At 37.7% G+C, this 13,275-nt stretch carries 11 protein-coding genes and 1 other annotated feature; all 11 genes read right to left on the reverse strand.

What is annotated here, in order from left to right:
- Positions 1-21: 21 nt before the first annotated feature.
- The gene (leuC, locus tag MVE64_RS06615) at positions 22-1,449 is read right to left on the reverse strand and encodes a 3-isopropylmalate dehydratase large subunit (RefSeq protein WP_247344873.1); all 1,428 of its coding nucleotides are present in this window, start codon (positions 1,447-1,449) and stop codon (positions 22-24) included.
- Positions 1,450-1,572: 123 nt separating this feature from the next.
- Positions 1,573-2,685, reverse strand: coding sequence for a 3-isopropylmalate dehydrogenase (leuB, locus tag MVE64_RS06620; RefSeq protein WP_247344875.1), 1,113 nt, complete (start codon positions 2,683-2,685; stop codon positions 1,573-1,575).
- Between the two features lie 26 nt (positions 2,686-2,711).
- Positions 2,712-4,256 carry a 2-isopropylmalate synthase gene (locus MVE64_RS06625; RefSeq protein ID WP_247344877.1) on the reverse strand — a complete coding sequence of 515 codons (1,545 nt, stop codon included), beginning with the start codon at positions 4,254-4,256 and terminating at the stop codon, positions 2,712-2,714.
- On the reverse strand, positions 4,243-5,274 hold the full coding sequence (ilvC, locus tag MVE64_RS06630) for a ketol-acid reductoisomerase (protein WP_098795894.1): 1,032 nt from the start codon (positions 5,272-5,274) through the stop codon (positions 4,243-4,245). Before ilvC ends, MVE64_RS06625 begins: the two co-directional genes overlap by 14 nt.
- A 97-nt stretch (positions 5,275-5,371) precedes the next feature.
- Positions 5,372-5,887, reverse strand: a complete 516-nt coding sequence (gene ilvN / locus MVE64_RS06635; RefSeq protein WP_231307960.1) for an acetolactate synthase small subunit — start codon at positions 5,885-5,887, stop codon at positions 5,372-5,374.
- Positions 5,884-7,605 carry an acetolactate synthase large subunit gene (gene ilvB / locus MVE64_RS06640; protein WP_247344879.1) on the reverse strand — a complete coding sequence of 574 codons (1,722 nt, stop codon included), beginning with the start codon at positions 7,603-7,605 and terminating at the stop codon, positions 5,884-5,886. The genes ilvN and ilvB overlap by 4 nt, the downstream gene beginning before the upstream one ends.
- A gap of 113 nt (positions 7,606-7,718) precedes the next feature.
- Positions 7,719-7,970, reverse strand: a binding site (T-box leader).
- A 13-nt stretch (positions 7,971-7,983) separates the two neighbouring features.
- Positions 7,984-8,889 (reverse strand): branched-chain-amino-acid transaminase, encoded by a 906-nt coding sequence (gene ilvE / locus MVE64_RS06645; RefSeq protein WP_247344880.1) that lies wholly within the window; start codon positions 8,887-8,889, stop codon positions 7,984-7,986.
- 840 nt (positions 8,890-9,729) lie between these two features.
- Positions 9,730-10,134, reverse strand: a complete 405-nt coding sequence (locus MVE64_RS06650) for a hypothetical protein (protein WP_247344883.1) — start codon at positions 10,132-10,134, stop codon at positions 9,730-9,732.
- Between the two features lie 233 nt (positions 10,135-10,367).
- Positions 10,368-11,066 (reverse strand): sigma-70 RNA polymerase sigma factor region 4 domain-containing protein, encoded by a 699-nt coding sequence (locus tag MVE64_RS06655; protein WP_247344885.1) that lies wholly within the window; start codon positions 11,064-11,066, stop codon positions 10,368-10,370.
- Between the two features lie 551 nt (positions 11,067-11,617).
- Positions 11,618-11,935 (reverse strand): hypothetical protein, encoded by a 318-nt coding sequence (locus MVE64_RS06660; protein WP_247344888.1) that lies wholly within the window; start codon positions 11,933-11,935, stop codon positions 11,618-11,620.
- Between the two features lie 661 nt (positions 11,936-12,596).
- Complete coding sequence (locus tag MVE64_RS06665) at positions 12,597-13,178, reverse strand: recombinase family protein (RefSeq protein WP_247344890.1); 582 nt, start codon at positions 13,176-13,178, stop codon at positions 12,597-12,599.
- Positions 13,179-13,275 lie beyond the last annotated feature (97 nt).

Genomic DNA, 13,275 nt, shown 5'->3' on the forward strand with positions numbered 1-13,275 from the left:
CCATCCTATAGATTAATAAAATTAAAATGACATTGCGTTCTCTTGAATATGACGAACATCTACAAAACGTCCATGTAAAGCCGCTGCAGCTGCCATAGCTGGACTTACCAAGTGCGTTCTGGCACCTTTACCTTGTCTTCCTTCAAAGTTACGGTTCGAGGTAGATGCACAGCGCTCTCCTTCTGGTACAACGTCACTATTCATACTTAAACACATACTGCAACCCGATTCTCTCCACTCAAAGCCAGCTTCTTTAAAGATTACATCTAGACCTTCTTCTTCTGCTACTTTTTTAACCTTTTGAGAACCCGGCACAACGATAGCACGTACATCTGACGGCACCTTCTTGCCTTTTAAGCTACTTATAACTTCAGCTGCCTGTCTTAAGTCTGTTAAACGGGAATTTGTACAAGACCCAATAAACACATGTTCAATCGTAATATCTTCAATTCTAGTATTAGGTTGTAAACCCATATAGCTGTATGCACGCTTAGCTTCATCAACTTCTTCATCATTATGAAAATCATTTAAATCAGGTGTTTTTTCATCAACACCAACCGACATACCTGGATTTGTTCCCCATGTTACCATCGGAGCAATTTCATCACCATTTAATGTAATAACTTTATCGTACTCTGCTCCTTCGTCAGTTCTTAATGTTCTCCAGTATTCAACAGCCTTTTCAAGTTCTTCACCTTTAGGGGCATATTTTTTTCCTTTAATGTAAGAGAAGGTTGTTTCATCCGGGGCAATTAGTCCTGCTCTAGCTCCTGCTTCAATGGACATATTACAGATGGTCATACGCTCATCCATTGATAAGTTCTCAATCACTTCACCTGTATATTCGATAATATATCCTGTACCAAAGCGTACTCCGTATTTTCCAATCACAGCTAGGATAACATCTTTAGCTGTTACACCTTTTTGTAGCTTACCAGGAACATGAATATTTAACGTCTTCGGACGCTGTCTCCATAGTGTTTGAGTAGCTAAAACATGCTCTACTTCACTGGTCCCAATACCAAATGCAATCGCACCAAATGCTCCATGTGTTGACGTATGACTATCACCACAAACAATTGTTTTTCCTGGAAGAGTTAACCCTAGCTCAGGTCCAATTACGTGTACTATCCCTTGATCTTCACTTTGAAGATCTGCTAAACGAATTCCAAATTCTTTACAGTTTCTTTCAAGTGCACTAATTTGATTTTTGGCTACTTCATCACTGATTACAAAGCGATTGACTGTTGGTACATTATGATCCATCGTAGCGTACGTTCTGTCTGGTCTTCTTACTTTACGATTCTTCTCTCGAAGTCCCTCAAAAGCCTGTGGCGATGTTACTTCATGTACTAAGTGTAAATCGATATATAGAAGATCTGGCTTCCCTTGTTCTTGTTGAACAACATGTTCATCATATATCTTCTCAATAATCGTTTTTGGCTTCACGGTCGTAATCCTCCCTTAATAGATGGAAAATGAGGGGCTGACATCAACCATTGTGTCATACCCCTCAATCCGATAAGCATTGTATCGGTCTCTATATAGTGAATAAAAAGTTATTATAACTAATTAAGAATAAGCTTCCATTATGTTTAAAATGGCATGGTCATCAGCAAGAGCATTTTTGATTTCTTCACCCATTTGTTTTGTTGAAACGGCTTTTTCACCATTTGCAAGATCTGCTGTACGAGTACCTGAATTTAATACATTATCAACAGCCTTTTCAATTGCTTTTGCCTCTTCTTCTAATCCAAATGATTGACGTAGTAGCATTGCAGCAGAAAGAATCGTTGCGACAGGATTTGCTAAGCCTTTGCCAGCAATGTCAGGTGCTGAACCATGAACAGGTTCATATAAATGTAAACCTGATGATGATAAACTTGCTGAAGATAACATTCCAAGAGATCCTGTGATCATTGATGCTTCATCACTTAAGATATCTCCAAACATATTTTCTGTTACAATAACATCAAATTGTCTTGGTGATCTGATAAGTTGCATAGCTGCATTGTCAACAAGCATATGTTCAAGTGTTACATCCGGGTATCTTGCAGACACCTCTTCAGCCACTTCTCTCCATACTCTACTCGATTCAAGTACATTTGCTTTATCAACAGAAGTTACATGCTTGCGACGCTTCTGCGCAATTTCAAATGCAGATACAAGAATTCGTTCAATTTCAGAACGTTTATAAAATAATGTATCAACAACAGAGTCTTCACCATCACGAACAATACGCTCACTTGGTTTTCCAAAATACAATCCACCTGTCAGCTCTCGTACGATAACGAAGTCTACTCCACTAACATACTCCTTCTTTAAAGGGGAAGAATCTAATAAACTATCAAACGTAGTGATAGGACGTAAATTCGCATATAAATCAAGTGCCTTACGTAGAGCTAACAGTACCCCACGCTCCGGTCTTAATTCTACAGGATTTTTATCCCACTTAGGTCCTCCAACAGCCCCCAAAATAATGGCGTCAGATTTCTTACAAGCTTCAATTGTTTCTTCAGGCAATGGAGTGCCTTTTTGATCAATTGCGTCACCACCGATTAATCCATAGTTGAACTGAAATTGATGGTTAAAATGTTCTGCAATTGCTTTTAAAATTTCTACTGTTACATCAACAACTTCTTTACCTATTCCATCACCAGGTAATAATGCGATTGTTTTCTTCATGATCTATCCCCCTTCTCTTTAAGGTTTTAATTTAGTAGACTTGCTTCTAATTGAGGAATTTCCGCTAGCAGAGAAATGCGATTTACAGCATTGATGTAAGCTTTCGCCGATGCTTCTAACACATCGTGTGCCATTCCTCTTCCACTAGCTTCAGATTCTCCAACTCTTATTTTTACATACACTTGAGCTAGCGCGTCTCTTCCACTACTATTTGATTGAATGCGGTAGTCAATTAGGGTAATAGACTGGCCGACACATCTTTCTAACGTATTATAAATTGCTTCAACACTACCAGCTCCAGTAGCTGCTTCTTGAATTAACTCATTATCCTGGTTTAGAAGTGTAATTGTTGCCGTAGGAATTTGAGCCGTTCCATATTGAACCTGTAAAGATTTAAGTTCAAAGGCAGGTTCCCTGTTAGCCACTTTTTCTTCAATAAGCAGGGCTTTTAAATCATCATCAGTGATTTCTTTCTTCTTCTCCGTTAATTCTTTAAAAGCAATAAATAATTTATTTACTTCTTCATCTGAGATTTCAAAACCTAGTTCATGTAGTCTGTTTTTAAATGCATGGCGACCTGAATGTTTACCTAATACCATTGAATTAGTAGAAACACCTACAAGTTCTGGTGAGATAATCTCATAAGTTGTTTTCTCTTTAAGAACACCATCCTGATGAATACCGGATTCGTGAGCAAATGCATTTCTCCCTACTACCGCTTTGTTTCCAGGAACAACCATACCGGTTAAGCTACTTATTAAATCACTCGTACGCTTTGTTTCTTTCAAATATAAACCTGTCTTTGCTTTATAGTAATCACTTCTTATATGAAGGGCAACGGCAACTTCTTCTAGTGCAGCATTTCCTGCTCTTTCCCCAATCCCATTTACTGTTCCTTCAATCTGACCAGCACCATGTTCTATAGCTGATAGGGAATTAGCAACTGCCATGCCTAAATCATCATGGCAGTGTGCTGATAGAATGACATTGTCAATCCCCTTAACATTTTCACGAAGGTAAGTGAAAATTTCTCCGTATTCTTTTGGAGTAATATAACCAACCGTATCTGGGATGTTAATAACATGTGCACCTGCTTCAATCACCTTTTCAACGATCTCAGCTAGGTACGGCAATTCAGTGCGGCAAGCATCCTCTGCTGACCATTGAATAATCGGGAAAAATTGTGCAGCATATCGTACAGATTCAACAGCTGTTTGAATCACCTGCTCTTTTGTTTTCTTGAGCTTAAATTCTCTATGAATTGGAGAAGTAGCTAAGAAAACATGTAGTCTAGGTTCTTCAGCATATTTTAATGCTTCCCATGCTGCATCAATATCCCCTTTTACAGATCGAGCGAGGCCAGTTACTGAACTGTTCTTCACTGTTTTTGCAATTTCTTGAACTGCTAATAAATCACCTTTTGATGTAGCAGGAAAACCTGCCTCAATAACGTCCATTCCGAGTTTTTCTAGCTGTTTAGCAATCTCTAGTTTTTCTTTTACATTAAGATTTACACCTGGAGATTGTTCACCATCACGGAGCGTTGTATCAAATAGGTTAATTTTTCGCACTCACACTCACCGCTTCTTTCTGTTTTTGTTTAGATTTTACAAACGGCATCATTGCACGTAGCTTTTTACCAACAACTTCGATTTGATGTTCATTTTCATTATTATTAATTGCATTGAATTGTGGGCGATTTGCTTGGTTTTCTAAGATCCACTCTTTTGCAAATTTACCATTTTGGATGTCTTTAAGAACTTCTTTCATTGCTTCTTTCGAACGACCATCAACTACACGTGGACCTGAAACGAAGTCACCCCATTGAGCAGTATCAGAAATTGAATATCTCATACCAGCCATTCCATCTTCATACATTAAGTCTACGATTAATTTAAGCTCGTGTAAGCACTCAAAGTATGCAACTTCTGGTTGATATCCTGCTTCTACTAATGTTTCGAAACCAGCTTTTACTAGAGAAGTTAAACCTCCACATAATACAGCTTGCTCACCGAATAAATCAGTTTCTGTTTCTTCTTTGAATGTAGTTTCTAATACACCCGCACGAGCAGATCCAACACCTTTAGCATAAGCTAATGCTTTTTCTTTAGCTGAACCAGAAACATCTTGATAGATTGCGAATAATGCAGGAACACCAGCACCTTCTTCATAAGTTCTTCTTACTAAGTGACCAGGACCTTTTGGTGCAACTAAGAATACATCAACATCAGCAGGTGGTACGATTTGGCTAAAGTGTACGTTAAAACCGTGCGCAAATACTAATGAATTTCCTGCTTCTAAACCTGGCTTGATTTCTTCTTCATATACTTTTGCTTGTTGCTCATCTGGAAGTAATACCATTACTAAATCACCTAGTTGTGCTGCTTCAGCAACTGATACTACGTGATGTCCATCTTCAACTGCTTTATTGAAAGAACCACCTTGACGAACACCTACTACTACGTCAACTCCGCTTTCTTTTAAGTTCAATGCATGTGCATGACCTTGTGAACCATATCCGATGATTGCTACCTTTTTCCCTTGTAATACTGCCTCGTTAATATCTCCGTTATAATATACTGTTGTCATGTATAATCTCTCCTTCAAATAATTTTTTGAATAAATTTGATCTATTGCATATATGAATCTTTTTAACCTGCACCTTGCAGGCAAGATTACAAACGATTTAAACAATTGAGATTGGAACTTCTTTTGTCGTACGTTGTGTACCACGAGTAAAAGCTGTAGTTCCAGTTCTAGCAATTTCTTTAATTCCATATGGTTTTAACAAATCAATCAACACTTCAATTTTCTCAGGCTCACCTGTTACTTGAACAACCACACTTTCACGGCTTACATCAATAACAGTTGCTCTGAATGGCTGAATTAACCCTTGAAGCTCCATTCTGGTCGCTGGAGTTGACATGACTTTTATTAAAGCAAGCTCCCTAGATACAATTGATTGAGATGTTATATCAACAACTTTCAAAACATCGATCTGTTTATTAAGTTGCTTTGTAATTTGTTCTACTTCTTTTTCTTCTTGAACATTTACAACAACTGTCATACGGGAAACCCCTTCGGTTTCAGCATGACCAACCGTGATACTTTCAATGTTGTAATGCCTTTTTGTAAACAAACCTGTAATTCTATTTAAAACCCCTGTTTGGTTTAATACTGTTAATGAGAGGATTCTTTTCATAGCTTAACACCTACCATTTCATGCAAGCCTTTCCCAGGCGCAACCATCGGGTACACATTCTCATCTTTTGCAACATGAATATCAAGTAATACTGGTTCATCAGACAAGATAGCCGCTTTTAATTTTTCTTCCCATCCATCTTCCTGAACAATTCGTACACCAGTCATTCCATATGCCTCTGAAAGCTTTACAAAATCAGGCTGAGAAACGAATTTTGAATGAGAATATCTTTCTTCATAGAAAATTTCTTGCCACTGTCTTACCATTCCTAAAGCACCATTATTTAAGATTACAACTTTAATTGGTAAATTTAACTCATGGATAACTGATAATTCTTGAAGAGTCATTTGGAATCCACCATCACCAAGTACTGCAACAACTGTTGATTCTCGATCAGCAAGTTGTGCACCAATCGCTGAAGGTAAACCAAAGCCCATTGTTCCAAGACCACCAGATGTTACCCATTTGTTAGGATTTTGAAAATTATAATACTGTGCAGCCCACATTTGATGCTGACCAACATCTGTTGTGACAATAGCCTCTCCGTTCGTCCACTTGTGAATAAGTTCTAAAATTTTCTGTGGCTTAAGCTCAGAGTCACTATCTTTATACATAAGTGGATATTCTTCTTTATTAGAAGATAGTTGTTCGTTCCACTCTTTGTTATCACCTTGTTTACCATCCTGCTTAATTAATTGTTCTAAAACTAACTTCGCATCTCCCACAATCGGAATTTGAGTAGGAACATTTTTCCCGATTTCAGCAGGGTCAATGTCAATATGTGCAACAGTAGCTTTTTTTGCGAAATGTTCTAAATTTCCTGTTACACGGTCATCAAATCTAGCTCCTACACTGATTAATAAGTCACAATCATAAATAGCCATATTAGATGTGTAAGTGCCGTGCATTCCTGCCATTCCAAGGAACAGAGGATGATCCGAAGGGAAACCTCCTAATCCTAGTAACGTATTCGCAACAGGGATTTGCTGCTGTTCAGCATATTTGATTAACTCTTCAGATCCCTTAGCATGAAGAACACCTGCACCAGCTAAAATAACCGGTTTTTTTGCTCTACTAACTGCTTCTACTAATTTGCGAATCTGTAAATAATTAGGCTCACTTGTAGGCTGGTATCCTGGTAAATCTACAGGCATATCATAGCTAAATTCACCTTCTACAATTGCAATATCCTTAGGAATATCAATTAAAACCGGGCCAGGTCTACCTGTTGTTGCAATATGAAATGCTTCTTTAATAATTCTTGGAAGTTCGCTCACTTCACGAACTTGGTAATTATGCTTTGTAATCGGCGTTGTTATTCCTAAAATATCTGCTTCCTGGAAGGCATCTGATCCAATAACAGATGAAGCAACTTGACCTGTAAAAACCACTAATGGTAATGAGTCAATCATAGCGTCAGCTAAACCAGTTACTAAGTTAGTTGCACCAGGACCTGATGTGGCAATGACAACTCCAGGCTTACCAGAAACACGCGCATACCCTTCTGCTGCATGTATTCCACCTTGTTCATGACGAGTTAAAACATGGAATAAACCCGAATCATACAGACTATCATATATCGGTAAAACAGCCCCGCCAGGATAACCAAAAATAACTTCAACTTTCTCCTGCTTTAAAGCTTCAATAAGCATTTGAGACCCCGACATTGTGTTTGTACATTTGGCAGTTGAGTTGTTCAACTGTACATTTGTACTCATGTTCTTTCCTCCCTTATCTGGCTTTCAGCCGTGTTTTTTTAAGAAAATTTCATAAATTCAGCATATAAAAAACCTTCCCACCCCTCATAAGACTCCACAATTCTTTTGTGTGCCAAAGGGGCAAAAAGGTTAATAAACTTTTCGCGGTACCACCCTTCTTCATGGTCAAAAAATTAACCACCTTACGAACAGCATTCTGTTCACTTTGATAACGAGTACCGAAGAATGGGACTCGGTTAACCCTACTAACTTTCAGATTAACACTCAGAGGCGAGTTCATTTTTGGGAATATCACCGGCTTCCAGCTACCCCGGTTCTCTGTAGATACCTTACCAAAAACTACTTTTCCTCTTCACCGTTTTAACTATATGCATTTGTTTAGCTTACATGAAGGCCTTGTGGGATATTTTCCACTTTTACGCCTTCTTCAACTACTTTCTTTCTAAAAGCTTTCAAAAGTTTCTTTGTTTCTTCACCAGGGACGCCTTCACCAATCGTACGTCCATCAACCTTTACAACCGCGATGACTTCTGCGGCTGTTCCTGTTAAAAAGACTTCATCAGCCGTATAAACATCATGTCGTGTAAATGGTTCCTCTCGAACTTCATAGCCTAATTCATTAGCTATATCAATTATGGCATTTCTTGTTATGCCCTCAAGAGCTCCAATATATCCAGGGGGAGTTAATAATTTCCCATTTTTTAAGATAAAGACATTATCAGCTGAACCTTCTGCTACATAGCCCTGATCATTTAACATCAACGCTTCACTAACATTGGCCAGATGTGCTTCAATCTTTACCAAAACATTGTTTAAATAATTAAGAGATTTGACTTTTGGACTTAATACATCAGGTCTGTTTCTTCTTGTGGCAACCGTTACAATATCAATTCCTGTTTCATATAAGTGTTTAGGAAAGATAGATAGCGGCTCAACAATAATGACCGTATTAGCCCGTTTACAGTTATAAGGATCAAGTCCTAAGTCACCAGTTCCTCTTGAGACTACTAATCGAATGTACGCATCGCTCAAACCGTTCTTACTAACAGTCTCAACGACTAATTCAGTTAGTTCCTCTTGAGTATAAGGAATTGTTAACATTATAGACTTTGCTGATTGATATAATCGATCCATATGTTCTTTCATTCGAAAGATATTTCCACTGTAAACTCTTATTCCTTCAAAAACTCCATCACCGTATAAAAATCCGTGATCATAAACTGATATTTTTGCATCTTCTTTCTTCACAAAATCATCATTAAGAAAGATCCACTGGTCACCCATAAGAGCACGCCTTTCTTTTAAAAAATCCAAAAATTAGATCACTGAACATTATGTTTGTAAAGGAAAAATGATAAATAAATTCGAATTTTCTATACTTTTTCAAATGTTCGTGTAACTTTTATTTGAACTTATATTACGCTCAATAAATCCAAGTGTCAACAGTGTTTCTTGAATTATTTGATAATTTAGATTACTTAAATAATTTGTATACGCTTACATTGTTGGTATAAGTGGAAAGGCTATTTTAAAAAAATTTAAAACTTTTTTTAAAATCCGCAAATGTGGAGTTGGAATAAAGGAAATAATTACATCCTTTTTTCGGGGGTGCCAAATGGGTATCTCTGTTTTACTTCTTACCAAATATTACAATGGATCCTAATTGAAGAAAACAAACACGTAAGCTAATCTTACAAACTTTTTTAAAGAAGTAGAAATTGATTTACAAAAAACATGAAAAAACCTTCCATTATCTAATAATGAAAGGTTTGTATGTATTAGTTATGGCGTCCCAGGAGAGATTCGAACTCCCGACCGACGGCTTAGAAGCAAAATAATGCGACTTTTATTAACGCTTATAGAAAGGTCATTGAACGTTCATTTTTGGCGAACATGTATAACGGTCATTTACCGAACTTTTGACCGATTTCATTATAACACGCATATATAATAGAAGAAAGAGCTTTTTACCGTATTAGTCTAATTCCTCCTGTTTATAATCTTTTAACTTCTATTTATTAGCTACTTTTAAATTAGGCAGCGCTTTTCTTCTTTGGTATTCGAAGACAAAAAAAGACGCAAGCTATATGTGCCTGCGCCTCTGTCGTTCTCTTCTTTGTTATATTAAATAGTAGCTATTACGCTGTACCCTCTGTTGTATGCGTCCTGTGTTAGCTCGTATAGTTCGCTTCTGTCCACTTTTAATGGATTGTATCGCATATATACCGATAAACCTTTATCTGTTACTACGCTTGATATATGCGCCTTTCTTAGCGTCCTTTCTCTTTCAAGATTTCTGCCAAGAAATGTAACTTCGCTGCCTTCGTCTATTTCGTCTAACAGTATTTTTATAGCTCGCATAGTAGCCATACTCCTCGTTTCTTCCGGTACATATAGAGACGCAACCTTTACAAGCTCCTTTCCTTCCGCTCTACATTCGTACACCCTTGCGCCTGCTGCATAAGCTAGTCCTTTATCTTTTACAGATACCATTAGTACTATTAGGTAACTCTTGCGCTGTTGCCTCATGCGCCTTCCCCCTTAGTTTATAGTAGGCGTTCTACTCGCCCAACATAAACATAGGCGCTGCTACTCTTGCGCTTTGGTATGTAAAAATAGTTTTATAAAAAGTGTGCGAAGCGCAACAAAACTAACGAATAAAATAACGTATTAGGACGGGAAAAAAGGTTCTTAGAGCATGGGGCTTAGTATTTTCTTAAAGAAAGCAGTAGTTAATAGAAGAATATGAAAAAGCGCACCTATTAAATATAGTGCGCCATCTTCTTACGTATTCGGTTAAAGCTACGTCTTACTTGTTCATGATGTTCTAACCCCACTAAGTTAGATAGCTCCTTTAAGCTTGCGTCGGGGTATTCGTACCTTGCTAGTAGTAGTAGCCGCTCCTGCTCTGTTAACGAGGTATCTTTAAATATCTGCGTAACTATAGAATTAAAGATAACATCTTCTTCTACGTTTACGCTCGTATCTGCTAAGAAGTCCGCAGCCTCTTCCTTTAGTCGCAATACTTGTATATTAAAAGCGCCCTGCTTTGTTTTAGTATTCGTTCTTATAAGGTCTATAGCTCTGCGGTTACATACGAGTAGTAAAGTCTCATAAAAGTAAAAATCGTCGTAATGGTTGTACTTTTCGCATAGTTTCCACGCCTCTTCTAAGAAAATACTTTCGAAGTCTGCAGCGCATAGCTTGCAATTATTCCACCTATGTCCCCACGATTCCGCCTTCTTTCTTAATATACCTGCGAGATGTCTTAATAGCTTATCTTGCGCTACTTCTGAGCGTGTTAAAGCGTACTGCTCCCATAATTTCTCGACTTGTAGTACGTGTGCAGACAAACTAGGGCGCTTTTTATTTCGACGCTCTAGCCCTTCCCGTTTTGTTTCCGTTTTTGATTTCATAGTCTCTTGTTGTTTTAGTGCGACTTTATCATACAGTTTAGTCATGTGCCACGCCCCCTTTCAGAAAGGATAGGCGCAGTACACCACTTAACTTGGTATATATATATATCTGCGTCGATTATTGCGCAGCAATTGTTAGCTATAGTTCTAGTTAGTGTACCGTCTAGCCATGTTAGCTCAACCTAACACGGCTCTTCAACGCAAAAAGCCCCAACACATATCTGTGTTAGGCTCGTTTCTATTCTTCGCACTCTTCGTCCCTTACCGTAATCTTACATATTTCCCATGTGCTTAGGTTAGATTAAAAGTAACACTACTTAGCTTAAAGGAGACAAAGTATGCGGCATAGAAAAAACGTCCTCACTGAAATAGTAATAATAGTAGTAGCAGGCGCTATAATATCTTTTCTGAATACCTTATGGCTAAAATCGATACTCGTTAGAGAAATATATAAGGCTAACCGTACTTATCAATAATATGAGTTTCTACGCCTATTGCGTACTTGTTAAAGTAGTAGCATTAGCAGGTACGCTAGATACTCAAAAAGCCCCTACGCATATACGCGAGGCTCTTTCCTTGTCTTCAATTTTCGTTTGTTAGTATATCTCTGCGTAAGCTCTTCCCTCTAAAATACCGAACTCAATTTTCGCAGGAAGTAACTTCACACCGTCTTGACTCATCATCATAAAGTTCTGCACCCAACCGAATAAGTCAGTCGGTAATGTGTAAGCAATAGCTTTGCTTCCTTCTTTGACAGTAGCTATCGGTGTTCTGCCGTTCATACCCACAGAAAGTACCTCGTATACTACGCCCTCTTCTGCTGGCGAGTTAAGCTTAGGCATAGCTAATTTTTTATGTTTACTCACATCTTTGTATATTTTCGCACCTGCTATGTTTGTTATAAATTCCGCCATTATTAACGCCTCTTTTCTATGTATTCTAACAATATTTTACACTATTCTTTTAACTTTATCACCGTACATTTGTTCTTTTTTATAAGAAACGAAAAATCGTTCGCAGATTAACTAAGCATTTTGCGTTTTTACTGCCTCTAAGCAGTAGTGTTGTTAGCATAGTTACCTACAAACAATACACAATAAATACAATTTGTCATATGCGTTAAAAACCCTATAACAGCGATATTTTTCCACCTATTTGAGGTGTGCACAAAAATGTATATACCTGCTGAGTTAAAAATATATTGCGCAATTTATATACAGCAGTCTCAGCGAAGTAGTGGGGGTGGCTTGGGGGGGAATTTCCCTTGTAGCACTGACTAGCCTTATTCTGCGTTTTTTTATTGTGCAAAGAAATACATTTGCAATAAGAAAGATACCGAAAGTTAATTCATACTAAAAGCTTTCTGTACCTATACTTATTCAAGCGCGAATCTATCGACTGATAAATGTGTTACAACACAATTAACTTTAAGTCTACGTATACTTTCTAATCTAGATGCACCCTATCACCATTTACATATATCGCCCTAAGTATACACTTAGCTAAACGTATACAACAGTCATATAAGCCTAACGTAACCATAAAAAAGAGCGCATTAACTGCGCTTAATTTGTGCTATCGTGTTATGCCATGTCGTTTTAATAGTCGATAAAACTTAACTCTAGGTATATTGTATTTATCGCATATCATAGTAACAGGTATAACTCCCTCTTTATATTCATTAATAGCATGCTGCACCGCTGCGTTACTTATATCTAAATCTGGTTTGCGCCCCACATGCTTACCTTCTTCTTTTGCTCTTTTCATGCCTTCCATGCGCTTCTCTGCTAACATATTCAATTCCATTTCGGCTACTGCGCCTAGCATTGTAACTAGGAACTTTCCAACGTATGAAGACGTGTCTAGCTTTTCGCCTTTGAAGTCTAATACTACTAGACTCACTTTCTTATCGTTTAACAACTCGACTATCTCTAACAAGTCTTTTGTGTTACGTGCTATACGGTCTATGCGTGTTACTGCTATTGTATCACCTTCTACTACTTTAGCTAAAAGCTTCTGTAATCCTTCGCGTTCTGTATTTTTACCCGTAGACTTGTCTTCTACTAGCTTAATATCTTGTTCGTATTGACGCAGCAGCTTACGTTGTGTAGATATATTTTGACCTGTTGTGCTCACTCGTCCGTAACCATATATCATTATGTCCGTTTCCCCTTTGTGTACCTTAATTGTTTCGTTAATAAAATACTAGCACAACCATAATAACGATACAATCTTTCGTTACAAACTTAACTAC

It is taken from the genome of Metabacillus endolithicus (assembly GCF_023078335.1).
Classification (GTDB): domain Bacteria; phylum Bacillota; class Bacilli; order Bacillales; family Bacillaceae; genus Metabacillus; species Metabacillus endolithicus.

What these genes read in the sequence shown, in the direction of transcription:
- leuB (WP_247344875.1), bottom strand. Translation starts at nt 2,685, where the DNA reads ATGAAGAAAACAATCGCATTATTACCTGGTGATGGAATAGGTAAAGAA.
- ilvC (WP_098795894.1), bottom strand. Translation starts at nt 5,274, where the DNA reads ATGACAACAGTATATTATAACGGAGATATTAACGAGGCAGTATTACAA.
- ilvN (WP_231307960.1), bottom strand. Translation starts at nt 5,887, where the DNA reads ATGAAAAGAATCCTCTCATTAACAGTATTAAACCAAACAGGGGTTTTA.
- ilvB (WP_247344879.1), bottom strand. Translation starts at nt 7,605, where the DNA reads ATGAGTACAAATGTACAGTTGAACAACTCAACTGCCAAATGTACAAAC.
- ilvE (WP_247344880.1), bottom strand. Translation starts at nt 8,889, where the DNA reads ATGGGTGACCAGTGGATCTTTCTTAATGATGATTTTGTGAAGAAAGAA.
- MVE64_RS06650 (WP_247344883.1), bottom strand. Translation starts at nt 10,134, where the DNA reads ATGAGGCAACAGCGCAAGAGTTACCTAATAGTACTAATGGTATCTGTA.
- MVE64_RS06655 (WP_247344885.1), bottom strand. Translation starts at nt 11,066, where the DNA reads ATGACTAAACTGTATGATAAAGTCGCACTAAAACAACAAGAGACTATG.
- MVE64_RS06660 (WP_247344888.1), bottom strand. Translation starts at nt 11,935, where the DNA reads ATGGCGGAATTTATAACAAACATAGCAGGTGCGAAAATATACAAAGAT.
- MVE64_RS06665 (WP_247344890.1), bottom strand. Translation starts at nt 13,178, where the DNA reads ATGATATATGGTTACGGACGAGTGAGCACAACAGGTCAAAATATATCT.